This is a genomic window from Modestobacter versicolor (genome assembly GCF_014195485.1).
GTDB lineage: Bacteria > Actinomycetota > Actinomycetes > Mycobacteriales > Geodermatophilaceae > Modestobacter > Modestobacter versicolor.
Genome location: NZ_JACIBU010000001.1, coordinates 76,907 through 103,831 on the forward strand (window position 1 = coordinate 76,907; position 26,925 = coordinate 103,831).

General features: G+C 68.8%; 26 protein-coding genes and 1 pseudogene. 11 read left to right on the top strand and 16 right to left on the bottom strand.

Annotation, left to right across the window (positions count from 1 at the left end; genetic code table 11):
• Window positions 1-7 precede the first annotated feature (7 nt).
• Window positions 8-931: a hypothetical protein gene (locus tag FHX36_RS00355; protein ID WP_110550628.1), complete on the bottom strand. Its 924-nt coding sequence runs from the start codon at window positions 929-931 to the stop codon at window positions 8-10.
• A gap of 226 nt (window positions 932-1,157) precedes the next feature.
• On the opposite strand from FHX36_RS00355, the gene FHX36_RS00360 reads away from it, so the two are divergent.
• Both FHX36_RS00360 and FHX36_RS00365 read left to right on the top strand, forming a co-directional pair.
• Window positions 1,158-2,654, top strand: coding sequence for a DUF4407 domain-containing protein (locus FHX36_RS00360; protein WP_110550627.1), 1,497 nt, complete (start codon window positions 1,158-1,160; stop codon window positions 2,652-2,654).
• Between the two features lie 80 nt (window positions 2,655-2,734).
• Window positions 2,735-3,202 carry a VOC family protein gene (locus FHX36_RS00365; protein WP_181428607.1) on the top strand — a complete coding sequence of 156 codons (468 nt, stop codon included), beginning with the start codon at window positions 2,735-2,737 and terminating at the stop codon, window positions 3,200-3,202.
• A gap of 62 nt (window positions 3,203-3,264) precedes the next feature.
• Here the strand turns inward: FHX36_RS00365 and FHX36_RS00370 are convergent, their stop codons facing one another.
• From FHX36_RS00370 to FHX36_RS00380, 3 genes are all read right to left on the bottom strand, one after another.
• On the bottom strand, window positions 3,265-3,492 hold the full coding sequence (locus tag FHX36_RS00370; RefSeq protein ID WP_146251501.1) for a hypothetical protein: 228 nt from the start codon (window positions 3,490-3,492) through the stop codon (window positions 3,265-3,267).
• A gap of 78 nt (window positions 3,493-3,570) precedes the next feature.
• Window positions 3,571-4,398, bottom strand: a complete 828-nt coding sequence (locus tag FHX36_RS00375) for a VOC family protein (RefSeq protein WP_110550625.1) — start codon at window positions 4,396-4,398, stop codon at window positions 3,571-3,573.
• Window positions 4,395-5,342, bottom strand: coding sequence for a D-2-hydroxyacid dehydrogenase family protein (locus tag FHX36_RS00380; protein ID WP_110550624.1), 948 nt, complete (start codon window positions 5,340-5,342; stop codon window positions 4,395-4,397). Before FHX36_RS00380 ends, FHX36_RS00375 begins: the two co-directional genes overlap by 4 nt.
• A gap of 222 nt (window positions 5,343-5,564) precedes the next feature.
• Between FHX36_RS00380 and FHX36_RS22345 the strand changes: the two genes are divergently transcribed.
• The 3 genes from FHX36_RS22345 to FHX36_RS00390 are packed head-to-tail and all read left to right on the top strand — an operon-like array spanning window position 5,565 to window position 7,879.
• On the top strand, window positions 5,565-6,065 hold the full coding sequence (locus FHX36_RS22345; protein WP_220035798.1) for a hypothetical protein: 501 nt from the start codon (window positions 5,565-5,567) through the stop codon (window positions 6,063-6,065).
• Window positions 6,026-6,820, top strand: a complete 795-nt coding sequence (locus tag FHX36_RS22350; protein ID WP_220035797.1) for a hypothetical protein — start codon at window positions 6,026-6,028, stop codon at window positions 6,818-6,820. Before FHX36_RS22345 ends, FHX36_RS22350 begins: the two co-directional genes overlap by 40 nt.
• Window positions 6,821-6,865: 45 nt before the next feature.
• A complete protein-coding gene (locus FHX36_RS00390) occupies window positions 6,866-7,879 on the top strand; it encodes an LLM class flavin-dependent oxidoreductase (protein WP_110550623.1) in 1,014 nt (337 codons plus the stop codon).
• 105 nt (window positions 7,880-7,984) lie between these two features.
• Here FHX36_RS00390 and FHX36_RS00395 read toward each other — a convergent pair whose 3' ends face one another.
• From FHX36_RS00395 to FHX36_RS00405, 3 genes are all read right to left on the bottom strand, one after another.
• Entirely contained in the window at window positions 7,985-8,770 is a 786-nt protein-coding gene (locus FHX36_RS00395) for an ABC transporter ATP-binding protein (RefSeq protein WP_110550622.1), read from the bottom strand.
• Between the two features lie 8 nt (window positions 8,771-8,778).
• Complete coding sequence (locus tag FHX36_RS00400; RefSeq protein WP_110550621.1) at window positions 8,779-9,645, bottom strand: ABC transporter permease; 867 nt, start codon at window positions 9,643-9,645, stop codon at window positions 8,779-8,781.
• 61 nt (window positions 9,646-9,706) lie between these two features.
• Entirely contained in the window at window positions 9,707-10,678 is a 972-nt protein-coding gene (locus tag FHX36_RS00405) for an ABC transporter substrate-binding protein (protein WP_181428606.1), read from the bottom strand.
• 192 nt (window positions 10,679-10,870) lie between these two features.
• On the opposite strand from FHX36_RS00405, the gene FHX36_RS00410 reads away from it, so the two are divergent.
• Window positions 10,871-11,332: a nucleoside deaminase gene (locus FHX36_RS00410; RefSeq protein ID WP_110550619.1), complete on the top strand. Its 462-nt coding sequence runs from the start codon at window positions 10,871-10,873 to the stop codon at window positions 11,330-11,332.
• 27 nt (window positions 11,333-11,359) lie between these two features.
• Here FHX36_RS00410 and FHX36_RS00415 read toward each other — a convergent pair whose 3' ends face one another.
• Together FHX36_RS00415 and FHX36_RS00420 are read right to left on the bottom strand one after the other, a co-directional pair.
• Window positions 11,360-11,923, bottom strand: a complete 564-nt coding sequence (locus FHX36_RS00415; protein WP_110550618.1) for a hypothetical protein — start codon at window positions 11,921-11,923, stop codon at window positions 11,360-11,362.
• Between the two features lie 10 nt (window positions 11,924-11,933).
• On the bottom strand, window positions 11,934-12,635 hold the full coding sequence (locus FHX36_RS00420) for a hypothetical protein (RefSeq protein WP_110550617.1): 702 nt from the start codon (window positions 12,633-12,635) through the stop codon (window positions 11,934-11,936).
• Window positions 12,636-12,675: 40 nt separating this feature from the next.
• Between FHX36_RS00420 and FHX36_RS00425 the strand changes: the two genes are divergently transcribed.
• Window positions 12,676-13,278, top strand: a complete 603-nt coding sequence (locus FHX36_RS00425) for a TetR/AcrR family transcriptional regulator (RefSeq protein WP_220035796.1) — start codon at window positions 12,676-12,678, stop codon at window positions 13,276-13,278.
• Here the strand turns inward: FHX36_RS00425 and FHX36_RS00430 are convergent.
• From FHX36_RS00430 to FHX36_RS00455, 5 genes and pseudogenes are all read right to left on the bottom strand, one after another.
• A complete protein-coding gene (locus FHX36_RS00430) occupies window positions 13,265-14,353 on the bottom strand; it encodes a hypothetical protein (protein ID WP_220035795.1) in 1,089 nt (362 codons plus the stop codon). The two genes, FHX36_RS00425 and FHX36_RS00430, sit on opposite strands and share 14 nt — an antisense overlap.
• A pseudogene (locus tag FHX36_RS24100) lies at window positions 14,350-14,883 on the bottom strand (UGSC family (seleno)protein). The gene FHX36_RS00430 and the pseudogene FHX36_RS24100 overlap by 4 nt, the downstream one beginning before the upstream one ends.
• A gap of 87 nt (window positions 14,884-14,970) precedes the next feature.
• Entirely contained in the window at window positions 14,971-16,209 is a 1,239-nt protein-coding gene (locus tag FHX36_RS00445; protein WP_181428605.1) for an MFS transporter, read from the bottom strand.
• 726 nt (window positions 16,210-16,935) lie between these two features.
• On the bottom strand, window positions 16,936-17,352 hold the full coding sequence (locus tag FHX36_RS00450) for a hypothetical protein (RefSeq protein ID WP_146251499.1): 417 nt from the start codon (window positions 17,350-17,352) through the stop codon (window positions 16,936-16,938).
• A complete protein-coding gene (locus FHX36_RS00455) occupies window positions 17,340-18,680 on the bottom strand; it encodes a DUF262 domain-containing protein (protein ID WP_110550613.1) in 1,341 nt (446 codons plus the stop codon). Before FHX36_RS00455 ends, FHX36_RS00450 begins: the two co-directional genes overlap by 13 nt.
• Window positions 18,681-19,144: 464 nt before the next feature.
• On the opposite strand from FHX36_RS00455, the gene FHX36_RS00460 reads away from it, so the two are divergent.
• The 3 genes from FHX36_RS00460 (at window position 19,145) to FHX36_RS00470 (ending at window position 22,349) form a co-directional block, all read left to right on the top strand.
• Complete coding sequence (locus FHX36_RS00460; protein ID WP_258372569.1) at window positions 19,145-19,834, top strand: Eco29kI family restriction endonuclease; 690 nt, start codon at window positions 19,145-19,147, stop codon at window positions 19,832-19,834.
• A gap of 581 nt (window positions 19,835-20,415) precedes the next feature.
• Window positions 20,416-21,741: a DNA cytosine methyltransferase gene (locus FHX36_RS00465; RefSeq protein ID WP_110550611.1), complete on the top strand. Its 1,326-nt coding sequence runs from the start codon at window positions 20,416-20,418 to the stop codon at window positions 21,739-21,741.
• A complete protein-coding gene (locus FHX36_RS00470) occupies window positions 21,738-22,349 on the top strand; it encodes an Eco29kI family restriction endonuclease (protein WP_110550610.1) in 612 nt (203 codons plus the stop codon). The genes FHX36_RS00465 and FHX36_RS00470 overlap by 4 nt, the downstream gene beginning before the upstream one ends.
• A gap of 9 nt (window positions 22,350-22,358) precedes the next feature.
• Here FHX36_RS00470 and FHX36_RS00475 read toward each other — a convergent pair whose 3' ends face one another.
• Together FHX36_RS00475 and FHX36_RS22355 are read right to left on the bottom strand one after the other, a co-directional pair.
• On the bottom strand, window positions 22,359-22,799 hold the full coding sequence (locus FHX36_RS00475; RefSeq protein ID WP_258372565.1) for a very short patch repair endonuclease: 441 nt from the start codon (window positions 22,797-22,799) through the stop codon (window positions 22,359-22,361).
• 358 nt (window positions 22,800-23,157) lie between these two features.
• A complete protein-coding gene (locus FHX36_RS22355) occupies window positions 23,158-23,457 on the bottom strand; it encodes a helix-turn-helix domain-containing protein (protein WP_220035794.1) in 300 nt (99 codons plus the stop codon).
• Window positions 23,458-24,446: 989 nt separating this feature from the next.
• On the opposite strand from FHX36_RS22355, the gene FHX36_RS00480 reads away from it, so the two are divergent.
• A complete protein-coding gene (locus FHX36_RS00480; RefSeq protein WP_110550608.1) occupies window positions 24,447-26,534 on the top strand; it encodes a hypothetical protein in 2,088 nt (695 codons plus the stop codon).
• The last annotated feature ends 391 nt before the right edge of the window (window positions 26,535-26,925 follow it).

The window sequence follows — 26,925 nt, forward strand, 5'->3', positions numbered from 1 at the left end:
GCGTCGGTCATCCCCGGCGCAGCGTTGCCCTGGCCGTCCGGGTGACCGCCAGGACCAGCAGGACGGCGGCCACGGCGCCCAGAACGGTGGACCACGGGTGCGTGTAGACCCAGTGGACCATCGCTGCTGCCCTGCTGTAGTCGGGACTGCTGGCGCCCACCGGCCGGTAGAGGTAGACCTCCGCGATCGCGACGAGCCCGGTCGGCGCGACGATCTCCCCGTTGCTGGGCTCGCTGATGTACTGACCGGGGTAGGTCGACATCACCTCCAACGTCAGGGAGGAGAAGTCGCGGCAGCGCGTGGGCAGGCGCTGGGCGTCGTACATGTGGTCGCCGCCCTGCGACCGCAGCACCGTCGAGGCGCCGGTCGACGAGCAGGAGGTCCGGACGGTGACCCGCTCGGCACGATCCGCACGGACGTAGGACGCCGGGTCGAGTGGCGCACCGTTGACCACGCAGACGAGCGCGACGTCGCGCAGCTGCTGCCGGAAGTCGATGGTGAGCGTCGCGATGGGCTTCGCATCGGCGGCGGCGGCGGTCAGTGCCGCTTCCACGTCCCCCTGCGGCCGGGTGGGTACCGGCCAGGCCCACGCCGCGGTGGCCCGTCCGTCGAACGCCCAGCGGCCGTCGCGGCGGCCCTCTGCTCTGGCCTCGGACGGCCGGGGGCTGGCGCTCGCTGAACCGTCACGCAGCATCGTCGCGACGTTGACCGCCACGTAGCCCGGGTGGTCGGAGCAGGTGGGGTTGACCCGGGAGATGCCCACGGCGATCCACGGACTCAAGGCGCCGAGGGCCAGGAGGGCGACGAGCGCGTGGATCGCGGGCTTGAGCAACCACTCGGCGAGTGCGATCGCGGTGCGCCCCATGAGTGACCGCAGCGGGCGGCGGGTCGTCTCCTCGGAGCGCTCGTCGACCCACTCGTCGTCGTCCACGGAGTCCCCCGATCCCCGTTCTGCCTGCCTGCCAGCACGGTGACGGCAGAGCGGGTCCGGCGGCAGACCTGGAGTCCATCCGATTCGGATGGACAGCGAGCCGTCACGCTGCGTGTTGTCGGCTGGCAAGGCTCGGCGTATGACCTCACAGCCGCCCGGGGGTATCGACGCGGGGCTGGACGACCGATACCGGTTCTGAACAGATCCGGGAGAGGACGTCATCTGCATGTGGTCTCGTAAGCGATCCGTCGGCGACCGCATGGCCGTGCTCGCCGGAGCCCGGCTGGACGTGCTCCAGGTCGCCCCGGGGTCGCGTGCCAAGCACGTCGCGCTCGGTGGCGTGCTGCTGAGCACCGGAGCCCTGGCGGCGCTCTCGGCCGCGTTCGCCGTCCACATGGCGCTGGGTGCGCCGTGGGCGGTCGCGCTGCTGATCGGCCTGGGCTGGGGTCTGGTGATCGTCAACCTGGACCGGATGCTGCTGGTCGGGATGTCGCACGACTCCTCGGTGGCGCGCAACGTCGGCATGGCGGTGCCCCGGATCGCCCTCGCCGTCCTGCTCGGCACGGTCATCTCCACCCCGCTGACGCTGCAGGTGTTCAACAAGGAGATCGACGCGACGATCGTGACCCTGCAGGCCGAGGCGGCGGACGAGTTCACCACCGAGCTGGACGCCGACGCCAGGTACGCGCAGATCCCGGAGCTGCAGCAGCGGATCGCCGCCGAGCAGGCCGTGCTGGCCGGTGGGGGAGCGACCGACCCGAACGCCGACCCGCGGGTGACGGCGGCGACCGCCGACCGCGAGGCCAAGCGGGCTGCTTATGACGCCGCGCAGGCCCGGTTCGCCGAGCTGCAGGCGAAGGCCCAGTGCGAGCTCGACGGGTCGTGCGGGTCTGGCGAGGCCGGCCCCGGCGACGCGTACCAGACCGCCGCCGCCGCGGCCGCCCAGCAGGCGACCGTCGTGGACGACGCCAAGTCGCAGCTGGACGACGCCGAGGCCGCGCTGATCGACGCACGGACGTCGGCCGGCCAGGACGCCGCGAGCAACGGTGCGCGCAGCGTGTCGATGGCCGAGGCCGACCTCGCCGCCGACCAGGCCGCGCTGGCCGCGCTGACGTCGTCCCGGGCCGCCGAGGTGGCCGCCTTCGAGGCGCAGAACTCCCAGTCCGACGGTCTGCTGGCCCGGCTCGAGGCGATGGACCGGCTCGCCGAGGACCGCCCCGCCGCCGGCACCGCGCACCTGATGCTGTTCCTGCTCTTCCTGTCGGTCGAGCTGCTGCCGGTGCTGATGAAGACGCTGATCAACTTCGCCGAGCCGACCGCCTACGAGAAGCTGGAGAAGATGCGCGACGACGAGGACGTCGAGGCGGAGACGATCCGCCGCAACGGCCGCCAGCGCGCCGTGCAGGCCCGGGCCGACCTGGTGGTCGCGGCCGAGACCGACCGGATGGCGCGGGAGATCCTGGACCGCGAGGCCGCGGCCCGCGAGGAAGCTGCGCGCCGGGAGGCCCGTCGCCAGGCCCGCCGGGGTCGCTTCTCCCGGATCCTGCGCACCGTCGTCCCGGCCCGGACGCCGGAGCGCGAGGTCATCGAGCCGACCCTGGACACCGGCGAGCTCGAGGCGATGATGACGGCGCCGTCCGCGGTGGGCATGTGGGGGACGTCGGCGCTGCCCAAGCCCCGCCCGGCCGCCGAGCTTCTGCAGCCCGTCTCCGAGGAGCGCTGAGCTCCGACCTCCGATGAGTTCGGCCGGGGCGGCGGGTCTACCAGGACGTACCCCTCGGACCGATCACCTGGAGACCCGCTGTGACCAGCCCCGCACACCCCGGCCGCACGCTGTTCGTCAACATGCCCGTCGCGGACGTCGCGCGCAGCAAGGCCTTCTTCACGGGGCTGGGCTTCAGCTTCGATGCGAACTTCAGCGACGAGACCGCGGCCTGCATGCTGGTCGGTGAGCAGGCCAGCGTCATGCTGCTCGAGCGCTCGACGTTCATGACGTTCTCGAAGCTGCCGATGGCCGACCCCACCACGCACGCCCTGGCGCTCTACTGCTTCAGCGTGGCGTCCCGCGAGGAGGTCGTCTCGGTGGTCGACACCGCGCTGGCTGCGGGCGCCGTCGAGGCGGACGCCCTGGAGGACCACGGCTTCATGTGCTCGCGCAGCTTCTTCGACCTGGACGGCCACGGCTGGCAGGTCATGTGGATGGACCCGGCCGCGGCGGCCCAGGGCCCGGAGGAGTTCCTGGCCTCCCAGGAGGCCGGCGCCCAGGCCTGACCGCGGCTCAGTAGTGCTCTGCTCACCACGGTGAGCAGAGCACTACTCGCGCCGAACGGTGCTCAGGCGCTGCGGCGTCCGCGCAGCTGCCCACCGAGGCCGAAGTAGAACTTCCCGGTGGCGGCGCCGTCGCACGCAGGGCAGCACGCCTCCGCGCGCTCCTCGGTGTCGGCCTGCCGATGGCGGAACTGGCGGGCGGTGGCCTCGCCGTCAGTCAGGTCGTGCAGCCAGTTCTCGAGCTCGCCGTCCGCGGCCGGCACCTCGTCGTGCGCACCCTTCCGAGACCTCATGGTGTCGGTCTCGGCCGGGGCGTGCCCGAGTTGACCTGTACACCGATCGGCCGCCTCGCCCGCACCATCCGCCCCGGCTCACCAGTCGTCGGGCGGGGTGAACTGGCTGACGGTGAACTCCGCGCCCTGCGGGTCGCGCACCAGCGCGGTGCGGACCCAGTGCCCGTCCTCGGACTGCAGGACGGTGGCGCCCAGCCGTTCGGCGGTGGCTGCGGTCTCATCGCGGTCGGCGACCGAGAAGACGACGTGCCAGTGCGCCGGCTCGTCGGGGGCGACGACCAGTCCGCCGATGACGTCGGCGAACCCGGGCGGTGCCGATGCCTGCCGCTCGTGGATGCTCGGGTCGACGGTCGCGGCGAGGTGATCGCCGTAGCCGGGCACCTGCAGCATCGTGCCGGCGCGGGGGACCTCCACGCCGACCCAGCCGAACAGCGGCGCGTAGAACGTCAGCGCGGCGTCGCGTTCGGGGGTGTGCAGATCGCTGAAGTTCCAGGTGTTCGGGACGTTGACCAGCTGCGCGCCGAGCCGGCGGCGGGCCTGCCAGAGCCGAAACGGCGCCCCGGCGGGGTCGGTGCAGGCTGCTGCGCGACCACCGGGGCCGGCGTCCCACGGCCCGGCGACGATCGCCCCACCCGCCTTCGCGACCGCGGCTGCCGTCGCGTCGGCGTCGTCCACTGCGATGTACGTGTTCCAGGTGGCAGCGCCGGCAGTGGACGGTCCGAGTGCGGCGACGTCCCGCCCGTCGAGGGTGGCGATCAGGTAGGAGCCGGGGGCGCCCGGCGGCACGGCGTCGGTGAGCGTCCAGCCGAACAGCTCTGCGTAGAAGTGGGTCGCGGCGTCCAGGTCGGGCTGCTCGCTGTCGATCCAGCAGGTCACGCCGTGCGGATAGGCCCGCTGCTCGGTCATGGCACCTCCAGTTGGCGGAGCGGTCGGCCGGCGCGGAAGGCGACTATGTCCTCGACCGCGCCGGCGTAGAACGCTTCGTACGCCTCGGTGGTGACATAACCGATGTGCGGCAAGAGCAGGGTGTTCGTCGTGCTGCGCAGCGGGTGGTCGGCGGGCAGTGGCTCGGTGTCGTAGACGTCCAGCCCGGCGCCGGCGATGGCCTGCCGGTCGAGGACGTCGAGCAGCGCGGCCTCGTCGACGATGGGCCCGCGGGAGGTGTTGAGGAAGAACGCGGTGGGCTTCATGGCGCGCAGCTCGTCAGCCCCGATGAGGCCGCGGGTGGAGTCGCTGAGCACCAGGTGCACCGAGACGAAGTCCGCCGTCTTGAACACCTCCTGCTTGCCAACGGCGCGGACGCCGGCTTCCGCCGCCCGCTCTGCTGTGAGGTGCGGGCTCCAGGCGATGACCTGCATGCCGAAGGCGCGGGCGAGCGTCGCGACGGCGGTGCCGAGCCGGCCGAGGCCGACCAGGCCGAGGGTGCGGCCGGACAGCCCCGGGCCGATGGTGTGCTGCCATCCGCCGGCCCGGACGGCGCGGTCTTCCTCGACGAAGTGCCGGCTGAGCGCGATGAGCATGCCGATGACCAGCTCGGGCATCGCGTTGCCGGCGGCGCCGGTGCCGCAGACGGTGATGCCGCACTCGCGGGCGGCGGCGAGGTCGATCGAGGCGTTGCGGCCGCCGGTGGTGACCAGCAGGCGCAGGTTCGGCAGCCGTTGGAGCGTGGTGGCGGGGAACGGCGTCCGTTCGCGCATGGCGACGACGACCTCGCTGTCGGCGAGGCGGACGACCAGTTCGTCGACGCCCGCGATGTGCTCGGTCACGACGTCGAGGTCGTCGGTCACCGCTGACCAGTCGGTGTTGGTCCGGGCGACGTCCTGGTAGTCGTCGAGCACCGTGATCCGCATACCGGCGACGCTATCCCCGGCGACTGACGGCATTCCTGGCTCAGGCGCGCGCCCGTGTCCCGCCAGTCACGCGCAGGCGAGGCACATGGCCGTCGGGCACGGCCGCCGGAGGTAGCTTCGGGCGGCGATCCGCCTCCGGACTCCTGCACGCATTGCGGCGGATCTCGGGCCGTTCGCAGCCCTCGCAGGGGCTTTCCGGCACATCTTCGAGGAGTTCACACGATGGACGGCGAGATCCAGCTGATCAGTGACGGCGACGGCCTGGCGGTCATCGGGGAGTCGACGGCTGTCGAGCGCTTCCTCGCGGCGGAGGGCCTGCCGTCGAAGGACTTCGGCCTGGCGCGGCTCAAGGGCGTCGCGAGCTTCGGAGCGGCAGCCGCACAGGCAGGCTCCGAGATCGCCGAGCACTCGGGTCGATGGGTGAAGCTGACGAAGCAGTCCGCGGAGCTGGTCGAGAAGCACGGGCTGCGGACGAGCTCGACGTCCGGTCTCAGCACCGGTGTGGTGAAGGGCAGCAAGGGCCAGATCAAGGGATTCGTGGAGTTCGCGAAGGCTCCCGGCGCACAGCTCACCAACCCGGCGTTCCTCACCGGCGCCGCGGGTGTCATGGCGCAGCTGGCGATGAAGCAGACCATGGACGAGATCACCGACTACCTCGCCGGATCGACGAGAAGCTCGATGACGTGCTCCGCGCCCAGGAAGACGCCGTCCATGCCGACATGATCGGGGTGGGCTTCGACGTCGACGAGGCAACGACGATCCGGGAGCACGGGGGCCGGGTCAACGAGGTCACGTGGTCGAAGGTGCAGGCCTCGTCCTCGACGATCGCCCGGACGCAGGGCTACGCGCTGCGTCAGCTCGACGCCCTCGCGGAGAAGATGGAGCGCACCTCGAGCATCGCGGATCTCGCCGAGACGACCAAGAAGGCCGACTCCAAGGTCCAGGGGTGGCTCGTCGTGCTGGCCCGCTGCTTCCAGCTGCAGGACGCCATCGCCGTGCTCGAGCTCGACCGGGTGCTGGACGTGGCTCCGGACGACCTGGACGGGCACCGGATGGGACTCCGGGCCGTCCGGCAGAAGCGGCTGGAGACCATCACGCAGACCACCGAGCGCCTGCTCGACCGGATGAGGACCGCTGCGGACCTGGCCAACGCGAAGGTGCTCCTGAACCCGATCCAGTCTCCGGCGATCGTGAGGTCGAGGGAACACGTGGCCATCGCTGTCACCGACTTCCACGGCCGGCTCGGGATCGAGTCGGGGCGGGAGGCGCTGGAAGCGCGCGCATGGGTCGACGCCGCCTCGGACGTGAAGGACAAGGTCTTCGAGACGGGTGCCACCCAGTTCGACGCGTCCAAGCGGATGGGCATCAAGGCCTTCGGTCAGGCCAAGTCGGTGACCGGCAGGTTCTCCAGCGGCATCGCCGACCGGACGCTGCGTCGGCGCGGCGGCGGCGAGGCAGGCGACGACGCAGCGGAGTGAGCACCGGCGTGCAGCGGTGCCCGGACCATCGCGGATGATCAGCACATGCCGCTGCCTGGGGTGCCGTTGGAGAAGCTCGGGTTCCTGACCATCGGGTTGTTCGACGGGGACGACCCCGGGCCCGGGCACGAGTCGACGCTGCAGGTGATCGAGCTGGGGGAGCGGCTCGGCTTCGACAGCGCGTGGCTGCGGCACCGGCACCTGCAGTACGGCATCAGCTCGCCGGTCGCCGTCCTGGCTGCTGCCACGCAGCGGACGTCGCGAATCTCGCTGGGCACCGCGGTGACGCCGCTGGCCTGGGAGAACCCGCTGCGGCTGGCCGAGGACCTCGCGACGGTCGACGTGCTCAGCGGCGGCCGGCTGAACCCCGGCGTCAGCGTCGGGCAGCCGATGCACTGGGACGACGTCAAGGCCGCGCTCTACCCGGACACCGCCGACGTCGAGGACTTCTCCTACGAGCGGGTGTCCCGGCTGCGGCGGCTGATCGCCGGTGAGCCCGCCTCGTCGTTCCGCGGCAAGGAGGGCGTGGTCGAGGAGTGGTCGGACCGGGTGCAGCCGCACTCGCCGGGGCTCGCCGACCGGCTCTGGTACGGCGGGGCGTCGCTGCGGTCGGCGCAGTGGGCCGGGGAGCAGGGGATGAACTTCCTGACCTCCAGCGTGCTGAAGGCCGACACCGACGAGGACTTCGCGACCCAGCAGGCGACGCAGGTGCGGGCGTTCAAGGCGGCCAACCCGACCGGCCGGGTGTCGCAGGGGCTGGTGGTCATCCCGACCGACTCCGCGTCGCCGGAGCAGGTCGCCAAGTACCAGGCGTACGTCGACGCCCGGACGCCGCGGACTCTCGAGCCGCAGGGCCCGGCCCGGATGCTGTTCGCGCTGGACCTGATCGGGACGTCGGAGCAGATCGCCGAGCAGCTGTACGCCCACACCGGCTTCCGCGAGGTGACCGAGGTGGTGTTCGCCCTGCCGTTCAGCTTCGAGCACGACGACTACGTGCAGATCCTCACCGACATGGCCCAGCACCTCGGCCCGGCGCTCGGCTGGTCGCCGACCGCCTGAGCCGGCCGACGGACGAGGTGCACGGAAGCTTGTGCTCTGCTCCCCCCGGGGGAGCAGAGCACAAGCGAAGCGGGATCGACCTGTCGGCCGCCGCGAGGGCGGGTGTCAGACCGCCGCGGGCACCGTGTGCACGAGCTCAGCGATCTCCCGCTTGACCTCGTTGAACGCCGGCGAGGTCACGTCGCGATCGGCCAGCTCGACCGGCACGACCCGGCTGATGTGCCCGGGCACGCCGTGCGACGCGCCGCCGGTCATCACGACCACCCGGTCGGCGAGGTAGACCGCCTCCTCGATCGAGTGGGTCACGAAGACGACCGTCGTCCGGGTCTCGACGTGGATCCGCTTGAGCTCGGCCTGCAGGTCCGAGCGGGTCAGCGCGTCGAGCGCACCGAACGGCTCGTCCATGAGCAGCAGCGACGGGTCGTTGGCCAGCACCCGGGCGATCGCCACCCGCTGCTGCATCCCGCCCGACAGCTGCGAGGGGTACTTCGCGGCGAACCGGGTGAGCCCGACCGCGGCGATGAACCGGTCGGTGATCCCCGCGACCTCCGCCTTGGGCAGCTTCTTGCGCGCCGGGCCGTAGCCGACGTTCTCCCGCACCGACAGCCAGGGGAACAGCCCGTAGTCCTGGAAGACGACGCCGCGGTCGGGGCCCGGCCCGGTGACCGGCGTCCCGCCCACCTCGACGACGCCGGCGCTGGGCCGCTCGAAGCCGGCCAGGATCCGCAGCAGCGTGCTCTTGCCGCAGCCGCTGGCGCCGACCACCGCGACGAACTCGCCGGAGGCGATGGTCAGGTCGACGTCGGCCATCGCGGTCACCGCGCCGGCGTAGGTCTTGGTCAGCCCGGCGATCCGGACGTCGGCCATCCGGCCGGCGACGAGGTGCTCCATGTCGGCTCCTACTTGATCAGCGGTCGGTCGCGGAACAGGACGCGGAAGACCAGCATCAGCAGCCGGTCGGAGAGGAAGCCGGCGACGGCGATGCAGATCATCCCGACGACGATCTGGTCGGTCTGGACGACGTCGCGGGCCAGGAAGATCGTCGAGCCCAGCCCGGTCGGCACGCCGGTGGTCTCGCTCAGCACGAGGATCACCCAGGACAGGCCGAGGCCCACCCGCATGCCGTTGACGATCGCCGGCGCCGCGGCCGGCAGCACCACGCGCAGCAGCGTGCCGACGCCGGAGGTGCCGAGCATCCGGGCGGCCTCCAGCAGCCGCTCGGGCACCTGCCGGGCGCCGCTGATGGTGCCCAGCACGATCGGGAAGAACGCGGACAGCGTGATCAGGAAGATCGACGCCTGGTCGCCGTAGCCGATGAGCAGCGCGACCAGCGGCACCCAGGCGGTCGCCGGGATGGGCCGGAACAGGTTGATCATCGGGTCGAACAGCGCGTGCACGGTGCTGAACCGGCCCATCAGCACGCCGAGCGGGACGGCGACCAGGGTGGCCAGCGCGAAGCCGGAGAAGACCCGCAGCGCGCTGGCCGGAAGGTCCTCCCAGAGCAGGCTGCTGAAGGCGTCGTCCCGGGTGCCGATCGCGTAGTTCGCCAGCCCGCGGGCGACGTCGGCGGGGTAGGGGAGGAAGCCCATCCGGATGCCGAACGGCAGCTCCCAGGCGTTCTCCCGGCCGACGTGCCACAGCAGCAGGAACAGCAGCGGGACCGGCAGGCCGAGCAGGACGGTGCGCAGCCGGCCGCGGTTCCTGCGGACCGGCTCGGAGGGGACGGTGGGGGCCGCAGCCGAGACGGGGACGGCGGTGGTGGTCATGGCGTACCTCCCGGAGAGGAGAAGGGCGCCGGCACGGACTGCGCCGGCGCCCTCCGTCAGGTCAGGCCTCGGGTGCGAAGGAGGCGTCGACGAGGTCGTCCGCGGTCGGGGCGGTGTCGATCAGCCCGAGCTCGACCATCGCGCCGGCGAGCGCTTCGACCTGGCCCTGGTACTCCTCGTTCAGGTCGGCGCGCAGCCAGAAGTTCTCCAGCGCCGACTCCAGCACCGCCTGGTCACCGCCGAACTCCTGGACCATCTCCGGCAGCCACTCGTCGATGTTGTCGGTCATGTACGCGGTGGTCGCGGCGTGCGTGTCGACGACCTTCTGCACCAGCTCGGGGTCGTCCTCGACCAGCGAGCCGGTGGTGACCAGGCCGATGTTCACCTTGCCGATGGGGGTGTCGTACGGGTCGGTGATCGCGTGGCCGCCGGCCGCCGTGGCCAGCGAGACGGCGATCTCGGTGCCGAAGAAGGCGTCGATCGAGCCGCTGTTGAAGGCCGAGGCCATCTCCGGCGGCGGGACGGCGACCAGCTCGAGGCTGCTCGGGTCGACGTCGTTCTCGGCCAGGATCAGCCGCATCGCCACCTCGGGCGCGCTGCCCTGGATGTAGCCGACCTTCTTGCCGGCCAGGTCGGCGACGGTGTCGATGTCGTCGCCGCCGATGAAGCCGGAGCCGCCGTCGGCCGCCGACGCCACGATCGTGAGGTCCCGGTCCTGGGAGATGCCGGAGATGGTCGCGGTGATGCCGGTGATCGCGAAGTCGACGGTGCCGGAGGAGACCGCGTCGGTCAGCGCCGGGGTGCTGTCCAGCGTGACGACCTCGAACTCCACGCCGTCCACCGCGTTCTCCTCGTAGAGGAACGGTGCGTAGAAGTGCGGCTGGCCGCGCAGGGTGCCGACGGTGACCGTCTGCGTCTCACCGCTGCCCGACGCCTCGGCCTCCGAGGAGTCGGAGCCGCAGGCGGCGAGGGAGAGGACGGTCGCGGCGACGGCGGTGCCGGCGATCGCGCGGCGGACGGCGGTGGGGCTCAACGGTTCTCCTCGGGGCAGCGGTGTGGCGCGCTGGGTGTCGCCGGGGAGGACTCAACAGACCGCCTGGGTGCCGTCCGTGTCCGCGCTGTAACGAGCCCGTGAAGTGACCTCGCCGTGACCTGCCTGCCCCGGCGACCGGGCCTGCCGCACCCCTACCGTCGGGCCCGAGCCCGTCCACCTCCTGGAGGTCCCGTGTCCGGATCCGTCCACCAGTCCGCCGAGCAGCTCGCGCACGCCCTGGCCGAGGCCCGCCGCGGCCGGGACGAGGGCGGGGTGCCCATCGGAGCCGCGCTGGTCGTCGACGGGGAGGTGATCGCGGTCGGGCGCAACCGCCGGGTGCAGCAGAACAGCGCGATCCGGCACGGCGAGACCGACTGCCTGGAGCAGGCCGGGCGGTTGCCGGCGTCGGTCTACGCGCGGGCCACGATGGTGACCACGTTGTCCCCGTGCGACATGTGCACCGGCGCGATCCTGCTGTACAAGATCCCGCGGGTGGTGATCGGGGAGAACCGCACGTTCTACGGCGGGGAGGACCTGCTGCGCGCCCGCGGGGTGGACGTCGTGGTGCTCGACGACGCCGAGTGCATCGAGCTGATGACGGACTTCATCGCCCGTGAGCCGGGCCTGTGGAACGAGGACATCGGCGAACAGTGAGCCGCTCGGCGCCGGTGGGCCGACAGCTCATCCGATGGACCCCGGGTGCCGGGAGCCGGCCGGACGGATCAGGACCGGCCCGACGGCGGAGCCTGACGCGTCCAGGCCGGTGACCTGCGGCGGCTGCCGCGTCCAGACGACGACCGCGCAGCCGTGGGCGGCGACCGGCAGGAACCGGGCGTCGACGCGCAGGGCGGTCACCTCCTCGGCCACGCGCAGCTCCGCCCACCAGATCCAGCCGCTCCGTCGCCTGCGCAGCCAGCTGCCCGACGTGCGTGCGGTCCCACCGCCGCTGGAGCTCACCGCCGGACTGCCCAGGTCGACCAGTCGTGGCCGGCCCCGCGTCGCGCCGTCCCCGGGCCCACCGCCGCCGCCGAGGGTCGACCAGACGCCGTCGACCAGCTCGAGGGTGTGGACGTCGAGCTCCGGGACCCCGCTGACGCCGCGGCGCAGGAACATCGTGGCGGCGACGTCGCCGTCCCGGTCCACGGCCAGCGGCAGGTGCCGCACGCGACGGCTCAGCCGTGCCGCGCCGGCCGGCGGCGCGCCCTCGAGCAGCCGCACGCTCTCGACCAGGGCGTCGTAGCTCACGCCGCCGACGCTACGGCTGCGGCCGGTGCTCGGGCGGGAGGTCGGTCGGGCGCTGCTTGCGCTCGTCCTGGGCGCGCCGCCGCCGCACCTCGGCCCGGGCCACGGCCAACGCCACCAGCACCGGGACGACGTACTTGGCCTTGTCCAGCAGCTCCCGCAGCCAGGCCGGCAGCTCGGGCAGGTCCCAGTCGGGCAGCGGGATGGAGATGTCCGGCCACGGGATCGACGGCAGGTCCCAGTCCGGCCACGGGATGCTCGGCCAGGGGATGTCGATCCGGGACAGCAGCCAGATGCCCAGGATCGGCAGCACCACGCCGAGCACGGCGGCCCCGGTGCGCCGGGCGGCGTGCAGGTTGGGGTGCTCCCGGATCCACGCCTCCCGGACGGCGGCCTTCGAGCCGGGCTCGGGGTCGAAGTCGGTGCCGCCGAGGCCGGTCTGCGCGACGGCGACCGCTTGGGCGCCGGGTGGGTACCAGGTGACCCGGCGGGCGGGGCCGGTGAACGTGGGCAGCCGGACGCCGACAGCGCCGTGCTCGCCGCCGTCCAGGACGACCTTCTCGTCGCTGGTCGTCTTGGTCGCGGCCTCGGTGCCGTCGACCGACCAGGTGAGCCGGCGGCGGAGGCCGACCTCGGCGATCTCGACCAGGTGCTCGTGCCCGTCAGAGGTCAGCAGCCAGCGCTCGGGCTGCTTCCCCGCGCTGGCCGGCGTCACGGCGTGAATACTAGAGCGGTCACTCCAGGAAAGGGAGTCCGTGGCCCGCACGATCGACCCGGCCCGGCACGAGGCGCGGCGGATGGTGATCATCGACGCCGCGCTCACCCGGTTCGCCGCCGACGGCTTCGACCGGGCGACGACCGCGGCCATCTGCCGCACCGCCGGGATCGGCTCGGGGACGTTCTTCCACTACTTCCCGACGAAGCTCGACGTCCTGCTGGCGATCCTCGAGCTGGGCACCGCGGAGACCGCCGCCTGGTTCGCCGCGCAACAGGGGCGCGCGGACGCCGGCGGGGTGCTCGGCGACTACGTCGTCCACGCCGCGACCGAGTACGCCGACCCCCGGGTGGCCGGGTTCGTGAAGGCGGTCGGTGCGGTGATGAACGACGAGCGGGTCGCCGCCGCACTCGCCCGCGACGAGGCCGTGGTCGCCGACGGGCTGCTGCCCTGGGTGCGGGCGGCGCAGGCCGCGGGGGAGGTGCGGTCCGACGTCGAGCCCGCGCGGTTGTGCGCGTGGGTGCTCGTCGTGCTCGACGGCTTCCTCGGCCGGCTCGCCGGGGAGACGGGCTTCGACGCTGCCGCCGAGCAGGACATGCTGATCGACACCGTGCAGCGGCTGCTGGCGGTCAGGAGCGGATGACCGCGGTGCCGATCGTCTTGGTCGGGAAGCCGAGCGTCTGCACGACCGTGGAGATCCCGGCGTTGGCCGCGCCGGCCACCACCACGATCACGTCGTCCGGGGTGCGCAGCGACGTCACGAGCTCGTCGTCCGGGACCTGACCGATGTCCGAGGCCGCCGCCTCGTCGAAGGCTCCGCCGCCGGGCGCGTTCTGGAAGACCGCCGTCGACTCACCGCGCCCTGCGGCGCGCAGCTGACCCGCCGTCCGCCCGCTGTGCTCGGCCAGGTACTCGCGGACGTCCTGCTTGGACATGCCGTGCGAGGCCAGCAGCTGGGCGTGCTCGGGCCCGATGACGACGCCGACCCGGCGGAACCGGCGGGTCATCGACCCGATGCGGCCGCAGGTGTCGGCGAGGTCGTTGAGGATCGACCGCGGGTCACCGGTGTTGCGGTTGTCGATGTGCTCGGTGCTGCGGGTGTGCAGCGCCGACACGGTGCTCACCCCGGCGTCGTGCCCGAGGGTCACCGACAACGGCTCCCACGGGCTCAGCTCCTCGTTCTCCGCGATGCACATGGAGAACTTGCCGGGGAACCCCTGGGTGGCCTGGTCGAGCTCGTGCGGGCGGACCCCGTAGGCGTTCATGATGATCAGCCGCATCGCCCGGCCGACCGTGGCGTTGGCCCGGAAGCCGGGCCCGAACACGTTGCCCGCGGAGTTGAAGCCGAGCGGGCCGCGCACCGGGCCGTTGACGATCAGCAGCGGACCGCCGCCGGTGGTGCTCTGCCAGCCGCCGAGGCCCGGCCAGCCCTCGTCGACGGTGGCCTCGAGCGCGGCCAGCACAACCGGGAAGTGCTCGGGCTTGCAGCCGGCCATCGCGGCGTTGATCGCCGCGGCCTGCACGGTGCAGCCGCGCTTGACCTGCTTCATCGTCCAGATGACCTCGGACGGCGAGCGGTCGGTGTGCTCGAGGAAGCGGTCGACCAGGCTCGGGATCGGCGGGACGACGGGCAGCCCGTCGGTCCAGCCGTTCTCGTAGCACTCCTCGATCGCGGCGATCAGGTCCTCAGGGCGGTACGCGGTCTGCTGCTCGGTCACGGGGCCTCTCCACGCAGGATGGCCATCACCTGGGGTGCGGCGATCTTCGCGACCGCGGCGATGCCCTCGGCGTCCAGGCTGCTCACCGGGTGGGGGACGACGGCGTACCGGTAGTCCGGTGCGCCCTGGATGACCGCCATGGCGTCGGCGCTCATCTTCAGTGCGTCGGTGCAGATCGCTGCCGACGGGACTCCGCGCTTCTCCATCAGGATGACGTCGGCCACACTGGCCGCGCTGCAGCTGCCCTAATCACCGACCGCTTCGAGGACGAGGTCGCACTCCTTCGCGATGGCGTCGAGCACCGCGTCGTCGGCGGGCCAGGTGGCGGGGACCGTCTTCCAGGTCACCGAGGACGGCGCCAGTTCAGGCTCGACGATCGCGAAGACCGCCTCGAGCAGCTCGCGGGCGTTGTGCTTGCCGTTGTCCATCAGCACGATCCGCTTGCCGCGCAGGTCGGCCGGCCGCTCGGCGAGCAGCACCGCCGCACCCTCGGCCTGCACGGTGGGGTCCAGCATCTCGAAGACGGGCATGTCCGCTCCCTCGCTCGGTGACCCGAGTCACGCTACGTCGCCGGGGCTCGCTGCGCGGGGCGTCGTCCGGAGGGCGGAAGGGTCGTCTCAGGCCGGGACGAGTTCGCGGTCTGCGGTCTTCGGCTTCGAGGTCGCGTGCGCGATGCCGGCGGCGACGATGAGCGCGGCGGTGACGGCGGGGAGCGTCATGGCGGTGGTCGCGCCGAGGGAGTCGACGACGGCGCCGGTGACCGCGGAGGAGACGGCTTGGCCGACGACGACCGCGGAGCCGAGCATCGTCATGGTGGTCGCCGAGCGGCCGGCCGGGCTGAGCTGGGCGGCGAGGCTGTACTGGCTGACCAGGGTGGGGCCGATGCCGCAGCCGAGCACCGCCAGCGCGATGACGATGGTCAGCTCGTCGCGGGCGGTGGCGTAGGCGAGGGCGGCGGCGAGCATCAGCGTCGCAAAGGTGAGCCAGCGTGCCCGAAAGCTGAACCGGGCCGGGAACGCGGCGGAGCCCAGCGCCAGTGCGGCCGAGCCGATGCCCATGACGCCGTAGAGGAGGCCAGCCCGGTCGCCGTCGCCGTCCGCGGCAAGGAAGCCGGTGAGCGAGGTGAGGGTGGCGCCGAAGAAGAGGCCGATGCCCAGTGCGCCGGCGACGACGGTGAGCAGCTTCGCGGAGGCGAGTTCCCGTGCCGGCGCCTGTTGCCGGCTGTTCTTCGTGCCGGGTTGCAGCCGGCCGGTGGGGTGCAGGGCGAACCGGGTGACGAAGACGAGGGTCAGCGCGGCGGCGCCAACGATGGCGAGCCAGGGAGCGATGGCGGTGGCCAGGATGCCGACGAGGAAGGGGCCGACGATGAAGACGGTCTCGTCGGCGGCGGACTCGTAGGCCATGGTCGAGCTGAGGACGCGCTCGCGCTCGGAAACGCGGATCTTGCGCGTGATGATGGCGACCAGGCGGGTGCGCGACATCGGGGCGATCTGTGGTGCGGAGGCGCCGATCAGCACGGACATCGCGAGGAGTGCGAGGTCAGGCGCTGCGCTCTGGACGACGAGGATGAAGGCGGCGAGCAGGGCGGCGTTGATGAGGCCGACCGGGACGAGCACCCGGCGCTGGCCGAGCCGGTCGGCGGCCGCGCCGAGGAGCGGGCCGGCGAGGGCGGTGCCGATGCCGGCGGCGGCGGAGTTCAGGCCGCCGAGGGTGACCGAGCCGCGCTCGGCGACGACGAGGGTGAGGACGCCGACGGTCATCATCGCGAAGGGGAGCCGGGCGATGAAGGCGAGCGGGAAGTAGGAGAGCCCGGCGTGCCGGATGAGCTCGGAGCTGGCGGAGCGCGTGTGGAACATGACCTCTGCTGGCGCATCAGGCGTGCCGCCTTGCTTCCTCAGCAGGTAGTTGCACACGGACTAGTTCGGACGTAACACCACCGTAACTGATGCCGTCGTGTCGCACTCAGGCCAGGACGATGGAAGTGCGTTGCCCCGCCGATCGCAGGAGGACAGGCAGGGCTCCGGCACGTAGCGGTGAGCCGACTCAGCGCTGCTCGCCACCTCCGCTTAAAGAGCCGTTTAGGAAGACGGAGAAAGTCCACTCGGAGTTGCTGCCATTCTATGCAATCCAGGGCCGGGCGCCGGTTGTGTCGGGTATTGACAGTCGGGTGCCATCAGTGTGCCGAATCGCAAGGCATGCAAGTCGAGAATCAGCAGAAGGGCTTCGTCTCCAGGGCCATGTTTACGCAGTCTGCTGGGGCGGCCGCGGGGCGGGCGCTGTCTTCCTTACCCTCTACATCGTGGTTGACCGAGCGTGAGGAAGGGCCAATTTTCGGATGCTGACGCCCGTATCAAATAGCGCGCGCGTAGCCTGCCTGTCGCAGCGTATAGCAGATCACTTGATGCCGAAATGGACCCAGCGCACAGGAGCTGGTCCATGGAGGTGTGGGACCGGGTGGGCGGCGTCGATGGCCGTCACTGAATTCGTGCCGCCTCCGCGCAGGCAGAGGCGGCACGAGACTCTGTTCCGGTCCGCTGCCGCGCGATGGGGCCGGCAGGATGTATGGGTCGGGCCTCAACACGTCAAGCAGTGAGATCTCTAATTACGGATTTCCCTGTGACCTTTTCGATCACGGCCACCAGCGCCCGGGTGCGCGCAGCGATGAACGCGTCATAGTCGTCTGCCAACATCGCATCTCGCGACTTGTTATCGATAACGTGTGTCTTGAGCAAACGGTCCCGGTTAGGTCCGATCGACCCCGTTCTCATGTCTTGGAGATAGCTGCTCGGTGCGTTGTCGCTTATCACGCGGTTTGTTTCGGCGTCAATCAGTGTGCGATTAAGAATCAGTTCGCCGCTCAGGTCGCCGGAATACTCACGCTTCAGCCAAGCTTGAGGAAAGATGTGGTGAGCGTCGATCTCCTGTGCCTGCATTTGGCTCGCCGTGATCCGCTGACGCGTGTGAAAGTCGAGAGCCCCATTCTGCATCACCAGAACCATCGTCCCGCGATAGAGCGCACGGCGGTTCGTGCGGGCGTTCGCGATCTGACTTTCGTTGAATGCAAAGTTGGCGACAGCCTCTGGGGCAGTGTCACTCTCGCCGGCCAGCCATGCTCGCAACAACAAGTAGTCTGCCTGTGCCTGACTGTTTCCGCCTTGATCGAAGTTGGCGGTGAATACGGTGCACCAAAATACTGCTTCATTCGCTCCAGGGCGACGCCCCGCTTCTTGCTGGGCGCGTCGCGGATAACGTCCCACGCTGCCGCCATGGGGACTAGAATCATACCGTAGGGCAGCCACTTCTCGGTTTGAACCCAGCATTGATCTCTAACGAATTCGAGCGCGTCAGCGTATCCCTCAATCACGGTATTCCAATGCGCTTGAATGTTCTCTGCCCGCAAATCGAGCACCTTCGCTCGTTGAGCGGACCCTGTCGAACGAAGAGTCACCGCCTGCAAGACATTATACGGGTCCACGTTGTAGTCGACCAACACTTGGTGCTGCTGCCTTGCTGACGCCCACAAATCCCTTAGATTCTGGCCATATGCCCAAACTCGCGCCGTAATCAACTCAAAGACGCTAAGTTTTACGCCCCGCAAATTGAGCGTCTCGAAGATCTTGCATACAGCAATCATGGTCGTCTGTTCATCCAGCTCAACGACCGGAAAGTTATATGATCCCAATGGTGTGAGCAAAGCTCTTCGAACGGACGACAGGCGCAGGCGACGACTAAGTTGAGTGTCTGAATCTCCGCCATGATGGGCCACTGCTTGTTCCACCCAAGCATCGAAACCGGCGTCGGCCTGTAGGTACTGATGTACGGGGAAGACCCAGTTGTCCTTCTGCCAATCAGCGTTATCTGATTGGATGGGGCGGCCAGCCTTAACGGTCTCAAATGTGACCAACGCATCGAAGTCAACGGCCTCCACATCCAGCGGACTGGCCGAATCAACGAGCGACGCCAAGTTAACCAGATATCGCGCATCACCGACGCCCCGGTGGGCCTGATAAAGGGACGTGAGTCGCTGCTGGCCGTCAAGAACGAGCATTGGGGGCGTGGCGTTGACGCTCAGGTCCGGAGCGCCGGCGAAAGCCCTAGGGGCGAAGGCGTGGATACCGGTAGAAGGCTGCCGCAGCATCAACAGCGAGCCCGAAGGAAATTTGCTCATGATGGATACCAGTAGATCGCGCGTGGCCGCCGGGTCCCAGACAAAGTCCCGCTGAAAGTCGGGCAAGGCGAGTCGCTTTGCTTCGATCTCTTGAAGCATCCAGGAGATCGGTCGGGGTTGGGTGTCGAAGATGGGGTCGCCGCCGCCGAAGACAGTCACGCCCGCAGCCTAGGCAGTCAACGGGGGCCGGCGCGGGACGAGCGTCGACAACATCACCTCCGTCGGCGTTGGTGGCCCGAGGGCAGGGAGAGGGCGCGTGGCGGCAGCGCCTTCAAGGCCGCTTGAGCTCCGACCCCGCCAGCACGTCGAGGGACCGTTCGGTAGATAGCCGGTTTCACTGATGCCGTGCCGTGCCGTGCCGTGCCGTGCCGTGCCGTGCCGTGCCGTGCCGTGCCGTGCCGTGCCGTGCCGTGCCGTGCCGTGCCGTGCCGTGCCGTGCCGTGCCGTGCCGTGCCGTGCCGTGCCGTGCCGTGCCGTGCCGTTATGCGGGAACGCCGTACGCTGCCGGGGTGCTCGAGGCCGGTGGAGAAGGAAAGCGCGTCGCAGAAGGACGGCGGACCAGGCGGTCTCGGATCAACTGGTCCACCGCCGCGAGGCCGACGCCCTACGAACCGTTGAGCAAGGTGAACCTTGGTCGTAGCGTTGAGGCCGAACTTCTCCGAAGTCCCATGCATCCTTTGAGTGAAGTCCCGCCGTTTCTCGGAGCCGGCATTTACGCCATTTACTACATCGGCGACGCCGAGCTGTACCGACCCTTATCTGGCAGTCAAACTCCTATCTATGTGGGAAAGGCAGCGCAGACGGGAGCTCGCAAGGGGCAGGTTGACCCCGAAAAGGAGGGGCATGAGCTCTGGGATCGCATCGACGAGCATCGCGCGAGTATCGATGCAGTTGAAAACTTAGAGGTCGCGGGCTTCAACGTGCGTTACCTGGTCGCGGATGAGCTGTTTATCCCGCTCGCGGAGCGGCTGATGCTCCGTGGCTTCCAACCCCTGTGGAATGTCGTGGTCGACGGGTTCGGAAACCATGATCCTGGAGCTGGACGATATCGAGGTGCTCGCCCGTCCTGGGATGAACTCCACCCGGGGCGTAAGTGGAATTTGAAGATGCCCAAGCCGAGCATGTACTCAGCTGATGTCTCCGTAGAGCGCATCAAGATGCACTTCGAGCGCGTGCCTCCGGTGATCGACGTTGATCCCTTGGCGCTGCTGCCGGCACCGTCGGACATCGATGCCCTCTCGGAAGGCTCGGCCGAGACTGGGCCCCTGTCTCTTTTCGATGGCACGACAACATCGCCTAGAGAGACTCCGTGACACCTTTAAGTTGCGTGTGCTCGATCGCGCAGCCTCCGCCAGAAGAAGGCTGCCGAAAGGGACTCCACATTGGCCCTCTGGCGCGACTGCTCTCTTGATGCACACGAAGCGGCGAGTATGCGCCATTTGGCGCCAGTGATGAGCGGGTTCTATGTTGCGGCAGTCAGGGCGATGCACCGCTCCCGCTTTCGTCCCCGCTTGATTAGATCGACACGTTAGCCTGCGCCGGATCTAGCCAGCTCAACCGTCGCCTTGAACAGTCGGCGTTGCGTTTCCGTGACCACCCAAGACGCTGAACCTGTCGTCGTGGCAGGTGGCTGCGGTATATCCGAGTGTCGAGCCCTGGCTGCACTTGCGAGATGACCCGAGCCCTGGGTGGCCCGGTCCGCCGAGGCGCCCCACGGACCTCTCCCTGGGCGGTGGCGCGTCGGCGGTGGCAGCCCAACCATGGCTGCGTAGCCGCGCATGCCGGCCGCCCGTCCAGGCGGTCAAGCCCAGGCGAGAGCCCTAGCTGGAGTGAAGGTGTCCAACTCGGACCCTTCGTTGGCGGGTCCTGTCACCCGTCCGGGTTAGCCTGCATCGTGCGCTCAGTTGAACTCTTCGCTGGAGCTGGCGGCCTCGGCCTCGGCTGTGAGCTGGCCGGCTTTCATGCGGTCAAGGTGGTCGAGTGGGACCGCTGGGCTTGCGACACAGTCCGTGAGAACCGCGCGGCGGCTCATCCCCTGGTGGCGTCTTGGGACGTGGTCGAGGGCGACGTGCGGGGGGTGGACTGGTCGGACATCGTCGAGCCGGTTGACCTAGTCACAGGTGGTCCGCCGTGCCAGCCCTTCAGCGCTGGAGGCAAGGGACGCGCGGCCGACGATCGGCGGGACATGTTCCCGGCGGCCATTGAGGTGATCCGCACGCTGACTCCGCGGGCGTTCATCTTGGAGAATGTTAGAGGTCTGACTCGTGCCGCGTTCGCGAACTATTACCAGTATATTCTCTTGCAGCTTGCTTATCCCGAGCTTGCCAGCCGACCCGACGAGGCCTGGGGCGAGCATTATGAGCGACTTCAAGTTGAGCACACGTCAGCACACGACACCGCCCTCCGGTACAACGTCGTGCCGACATTGGTCAACGCGGCCGACTACGGAGTTCCTCAACAGCGCCATCGGGTGTTCATGGTTGGCTTTCGATCTGACATCGAAGCCGAATGGAGCTTTCCAGCGCAGACGCATTCTTTTGACTCGCTCTTGTACTCGCAGTGGGTGATCGGTGACTACTGGGAGCGCCATAAGGTGCCAACGAAGGAGCGGCCCTCGATGCCAGAGCGAGTCGCGACGCGCGTCAACAAGCTGCGCAGCATCGACCCGTCGATGCTGCATCGACCGTGGCGCACCGTGCGTGATGCCCTTGTTGGCCTGCCCGATCCTCGGTCTGCCGCTGCACGAAAGCATCTGAACCACGTGTTTCAGGGGGGAGCGAAGTCCTACCACGGGCACAGTGGAAGCCCGATCGACATGCCTGCCAAGGCGCTAAAGTCCGGCGTTCACGGTGTGCCCGGGGGCGAAAACATGCTTCTCAACCCGGACGGAACCATTCGGTACTTCACCGTGCGTGAGTCTGCTCGCCTTCAAACCTTCCCGGAGCGGTACGAGCTCCACGGGGCTTGGGGAGAGGCGATGAGGCAGCTCGGTAACGCCGTGCCTGTCTTGTTGGCTCAAAAGGTTGCTGGCAGCGTAGCGGAGCATCTGACCCTGGCGGCGCTGCGCGAAGCGGCCATGGACCGCAGGGCTTCAAGCACTCAAGCGGCGTATCCCACAACAGACCAACTCCAGATGGCTCCGTTGACGGAGACTGGCGACAATGTCACGGATCCGAGGGTTATCTCGGGCGACATCGTCGGTGGCGTCCCAGGCATATGACCGACTCCTTCAACCCGCTGGACATCAAAAATCTCGGGGACAGTCTTCAGCGGGCTATCCTTAGCTCAGAGCCCATCTCTCTCGAGAACTTGCCGATGTTCCGCGGCGTCGGAATTTATGCGATCTACTATGTCGGGTATTTTCCGAGCTACGAACTGCTTGCTGAGGCTAACCGTGACGGCTCATGGGAGCAGCCGATCTACGTTGGGAAGGCGGAGCCCAAAGGTGGACGGAAGGGTGTGTTGACGGAGGAGGCTTCTGATTCGACAGCCTTGCAGAACCGATTGCGAGCTCACGGTCGCAGCATCCGCTCCGTAGAGAATCTCTATTTGTCCGACTTTTATGCCCGGTACCTCGTCGTCGAGCCCGTATGGGTTCCGCTCGGGGAGAGCGTGCTGATCAATCGTTTCGGTCCCGTCTGGAACACCATCGTCGATGGATTTGGAAGCAATGCCGCTGGTGTAGGCCGGTTCGCCGGCATGAGGTCGCGGTGGGACACTCTTCATCCGGGGCGGCCGGCAGCAGAGTCTCTGGCATCCCGCGAAGAGGACGCGGAGGAGATCGCTCAGGACGTTTGGGAGTACCTGCGGCAAAGAATGCAAGTCTAACGGCTCGAATCAGGGGCCGATATTCCGTCGTTCTCGCACCGCTCGTTCAACCCGGTCAGCCGCGCTTACCACTTGTTCGTGCTCCCACACGACGACTACCACGTATCCGGCCGCACGTAGCTGCTCCTCCGTCAGCGCGTCACGGGCGATGTTGGTCTGCAGCTTGTCCTCCCACCACTCGGCGTTGACGGAGCCTCGGCGGTAGTGATCCGGACAGCCGTGCCAGAAGCAGCCACGAACGTCTACAGCCACCCGGGGGCCAGGAAAGACAATGTCGACGGACCTGCGTCGGTCGGGGAGAAGCTTCTTGTGAAGCCGAAACCGCAACCCTCGACGGTGCAGCTCGCGGCGTAGCGCCATCTCAGGAGCTGTGTCACGGGTCTTCTGAAGCTGCATGGCCCGGCGTCGTCGGGGCGGTTCGGGAGGCTCACGCGTTTGTCGGGCCGTCACAATCGAAGGTTAAGTCAGAGTGGAGCTCCTAGGGCGGCACGGGCGCCATCCCTGACGTCAGCAGTCGTTCGGTGCACTGCTTATCAGTTGGGCGCTGATCAAGGCGGGCAGGCCGGCACTGGCGTCCGACCTCCAGCTGCTCAAACGCCGCCGACTACGGCGCCCCAAGGTCATGCGGAGGGCGCTGCTCGTAGTTTCCTCGCAGTACTCTTGTCGGCGCGTAGAAAAATTCCCGATTCCGAACCACTCAACGGGTACTCCTCGCCGCCCAGGGTGCCGGCGTTCGCGGGCCTCGAAAGGTCTCAGGCGAGTTGAGAATGTCGGCCCGTGACGTCTGCCCTTGAGGCTCACCGAGCGTCTAACGTCTGCTCCCCCCGCCGCGTTGCCGTTCGTCGTGGTTCTGAGGGGGAGCAGAAGTGAGCGGTTGCTTCGACGCTCCACGGCCGCGGCGGTGGACGCCGTGCTTGTCGAGAATGTTGCGTACCGCCGAGTGGGAGCGATCAGTCAGCTCTGCGATCTCTCGAAGCGATCTGCCGTCCCTGTACTGTTCGATCACAAACTCTTCGACAAGTGCTTGAATCCTTGGCTCCGGCCGAGAGGTGGCCGTCCCGGCAAATTCCTGCAATGGTCGAAGCTGCGGACGAGGCGGGTATGGCACGTCAACAGGATATGCGGAGCGGTTTGGCTGCCGCCAGTGTTTCAGCGAGTCGAAGTCTATTATGCACAGCTAGTTGGTCGATTCGGCTCGCGGTCTGTCAGCGCTCGTAGGCGCCAAGCGAGTCCCAGGGGCAGCGCGAGGAAGTTCGAAAGCTTCTGGTAGCTGCCGGCCGACAACGCATGGTTAGGCCCACTAGCTGTTCAACCATGCGCGCTTAGTGGCTGCGCATGGGGCGCAGAGGGAAGGCCTCCCCGTGACGCCACGACGACACCCCTGTCGGGCAAGTGCGGCAGGTGCGTTCCGAACTATGTCTGCGACTTCGGGTTGCGGGCTTTATGCGGAAATGTGCTTGATCGGCGGCAGTGGGCAGCGGGCGGCGGAATCGTCTACTAGAGCTTGAGACACGCCCAGCGCCATCACGGTGCTGCGAGGCGGCGACCTACCGGTGAGCGAACGAGCACAACGGCTGTGTCGCCTCATCTGCCCTCAGCAGGCGACCGACGTCGCGGTCGCACGCGGACGTGGCTCGGCGCGGATCTCCATCGAAGCACCCCCCCTCGACGTCTACGGCAGTGAAGTCGCTGCCCGGGAAGCTACGTCCGGCTGAGAGTCGCCCGAGCACTCCTAACCCGACTAGCTGCCGTTGCGCGCGCGGGGTACCTGGGTATAACTTCCGGTCTGGAACCGATGTCAGCTCCACCGACGCGCTGCTCACCCTCACCGGGCGGGCGGTGTAGGACAACCGATGGGTTACACCGTCGACGTTCGAAGCCGGGTCAGGCGCTGATACCGCGTCCGTCTCGTCCACGCCGGGTCGCGTATCCGGATCGACGGGTCGGGGTGAAGAGGCTCGTCCTGGCTCTCCGCCCCACAGCGCCATTGGCGCGGGGTGTGAGGGCCTCTTCGTTTTCTGGACCCCTCCACGCCGTGCCACCGGCACGGCGAACCGTCCGTGCCGGCCCGACGGATGGACCCAGTGGAGGCCCACCATGCAGGAAGCGATGAACTTCGCGATGGACAACGGCGAGACCTCGTCTGAGGTTACGGTCTCGGACGAGGCGACCGCCGCGTCGCCGGTGGTTGCGGCGTCGACCGAAGCGCCCACGGTTCGGTCGATTGACGACGAGGAAGTCGACTTCGACGAGTACGCCGACGGTGCCGTCACTCTCGGTCAGCTGCCTCGAGTGCCGAAGGCGGCCGCCGTCCGCCGGCTGGCGGAGTTGCTCGTGGCTCAGTACGGCCACTCGGAGGGCGCCGCGCGGGCCGTCGCCCGGGCAGTAGCGCGGCCGGAGGAGGTTCGCAAGCGCCTGCAGTTGCCGGTCGAGAAGCGCGTTCCGGGCGGCACGGTCCTCACCATCTCCACCTGGGTGTGGTCCCCGGCTCTCAGCACCTTTCCGGACAACCTGCGTGAGGCGGTCCAGAGGAGATACCCCTTCGCGCTCGCCGGACAGGGGCGCGGGGACTACACCCCGCTGCCTCCGGTTCACAGTCACGAGGGCGAGGCGACCGAGCTCACTTTGTCCGCTGGCAGTCGTGAAGCGGTGGTGGCGAGCCTCAACAACAGCGCGACGTTCCTCAAGAACCGAAACAACTACGACAGCAGCATCGGCACCCACGGCGTGCTGAGGGAGCTGTTGGTCGTCCCAGTGCGGTTTGAGCATAAGGACGGCAACCGATCGCAGTGGATTCTTGCGTCCGCGGACGGGAGCTCCCGGACGGCGACGGCCCACCGGTTGCTGCACATCAGTCCTGCCGACGTTGTTTACGGCTACAACGACGACGATCACCAGTTCCGGAGTCTCCTCGGCCGTGTTGCCGGCGCTGCTGCTACGCCGGCCGAAGACCTGTCAGAGGCACAGCGTCAGGAACTCCGGGCGCTGATGATGCCCGCCGAGATCGTGATCGGCTTCCGCCCGGACCCCGGGAGCAACAAGACCCTCGCGGAGGCCATCCGGTTCATTGTCGGAATCACGCACGTCGAGCCGCCGACTCAGTGGGATACGGGGTCAAAGCTCGACGCGCAGGCGGAGGCCGTGCTGGAGGATCTCTTTCACCGGGGTCGGATCACGGAAGAAGGCGCGGGCTACTTCGCGGGATTGATGACGCCGGACGAGGCGGAGGACTCCGACCACTCCCGGCACGGGGACGCTCGCGCGGCAGCAATCGTGCGGACGCTGGTAGCGCCGACGAACCGGCCGGTGAGCGCCGCTGCCATCCGACGGGTCACCGCTCGGGCCAAGATCCAGTGGCGCGACATCATGCCGGTAGCCGCCGAGCTGGCGCTCCGCGGCTGGCCGGGCAGGGCCGACCCCTCGGCCACGCGCGTGGACGGCGTGCGCTCGGCGCTGCAACGGATGTTGCTGTCTCCGGACATCGCCCGGTGCGAGTGGAGCTTGACCGGCCGGAGTCCTGACGCGCTGCTCTCGGCTTCGCTCAGCGAGACCCAGGCCGAACAGTTCGGTGGGCCGGCCGCCGTCGAGCTCGGCGTGCTCGGTGGTTGGCACTTGGTCGTGAGCGGCTTCGTGCAGCGCGAACTCAAGGACAGCCCGTCTAAGGCCGGTCTCAGCAAGGTGTTCGAGGAGCTCATCCGGTCACAGCACGGCCTGCGTCTGCTTGCTGACGCCCTGGCACGTGGGCGTCGGGGTCAGCGGCCGCGCGCGATCAACGAGGACGGGGTGCCGGTCGACCTTCGCCACTACGCGCAGAGCATTGGAGTTGATCCCGAACGGCCCTACTTCATCGATCACGGTGAGGACGACTGGGTGCGTCGCACCTTCATGGTCGAAGCCAGCCCCGAACCCGAAGAGCCGCTTGACGAGGAGAAGACCGTTCCCCCGGAGACGCAGCTCGAGGGAGCGAAGGTCTCGGTAGTGCACGCGGTCAACCGGCTCGAAGAAGCTCTCCGGGCGGTAACTCTCATCGAGGGGTACAGGCGTCCGCAGCTGATCGACGAGGCGGGGTGGCGTCCCGAGGAGGCTCAGCCTCTCGTGCAGCGGCTTCAGGACGCCGCGCGCACATTGGACCGCTACGTGTGGCTGTTCCAGGAGACGCGCGAGCCGGTGACGGCCAACGAGTAGCGGCTGAAGCGCGGGCTGAGGCTGTCCCGACAGCCTCAGCCCGCGCTTACCGCCGAGGTGGTTGACGCGACCAGGCCGTCTTGGGGAGAGCGGCACTGGCTTAGACCTGGAGGCGAGAGGTGGCGACTCACTGAGCGGGCGCCTGCCTACGCCGAGCGCTGACGCGCAACATCGTCTCGAACTGAACAACGCAGAGGGAAAAGGGCATGATCGACAAGCTTTCGGCTTCGGGGATTGTGACGATCGCGTCATAGGAGGCACGCAAGCCGGCGAAGCGGGGCGAAGGACCAGGCGAGGCCAAGGCAAGTTTCGCGGACTCCCGAGCCAAGCGCTGCGCGGAATCGTCGGGACCGCGCGTCGCCCACATGGGCCAGCTAAACCGTTGGCGGCT

What these genes read in the sequence shown, in the direction of transcription:
- FHX36_RS00360 (WP_110550627.1), top strand. Translation starts at nt 1,158, where the DNA reads ATGTGGTCTCGTAAGCGATCCGTCGGCGACCGCATGGCCGTGCTCGCC.
- FHX36_RS00370 (WP_146251501.1), bottom strand. Translation starts at nt 3,492, where the DNA reads ATGAGGTCTCGGAAGGGTGCGCACGACGAGGTGCCGGCCGCGGACGGC.
- FHX36_RS00375 (WP_110550625.1), bottom strand. Translation starts at nt 4,398, where the DNA reads ATGACCGAGCAGCGGGCCTATCCGCACGGCGTGACCTGCTGGATCGAC.
- FHX36_RS00380 (WP_110550624.1), bottom strand. Translation starts at nt 5,342, where the DNA reads ATGCGGATCACGGTGCTCGACGACTACCAGGACGTCGCCCGGACCAAC.
- FHX36_RS22345 (WP_220035798.1), top strand. Translation starts at nt 5,565, where the DNA reads ATGGACGGCGAGATCCAGCTGATCAGTGACGGCGACGGCCTGGCGGTC.
- FHX36_RS00390 (WP_110550623.1), top strand. Translation starts at nt 6,866, where the DNA reads ATGCCGCTGCCTGGGGTGCCGTTGGAGAAGCTCGGGTTCCTGACCATC.
- FHX36_RS00395 (WP_110550622.1), bottom strand. Translation starts at nt 8,770, where the DNA reads ATGGAGCACCTCGTCGCCGGCCGGATGGCCGACGTCCGGATCGCCGGG.
- FHX36_RS00400 (WP_110550621.1), bottom strand. Translation starts at nt 9,645, where the DNA reads ATGACCACCACCGCCGTCCCCGTCTCGGCTGCGGCCCCCACCGTCCCC.
- FHX36_RS00445 (WP_181428605.1), bottom strand. Translation starts at nt 16,209, where the DNA reads ATGTTCCACACGCGCTCCGCCAGCTCCGAGCTCATCCGGCACGCCGGG.
- FHX36_RS00450 (WP_146251499.1), bottom strand. Translation starts at nt 17,352, where the DNA reads ATGGTTCTGGTGATGCAGAATGGGGCTCTCGACTTTCACACGCGTCAG.
- FHX36_RS00470 (WP_110550610.1), top strand. Translation starts at nt 21,738, where the DNA reads ATGACCGACTCCTTCAACCCGCTGGACATCAAAAATCTCGGGGACAGT.
- FHX36_RS00480 (WP_110550608.1), top strand. Translation starts at nt 24,447, where the DNA reads ATGCAGGAAGCGATGAACTTCGCGATGGACAACGGCGAGACCTCGTCT.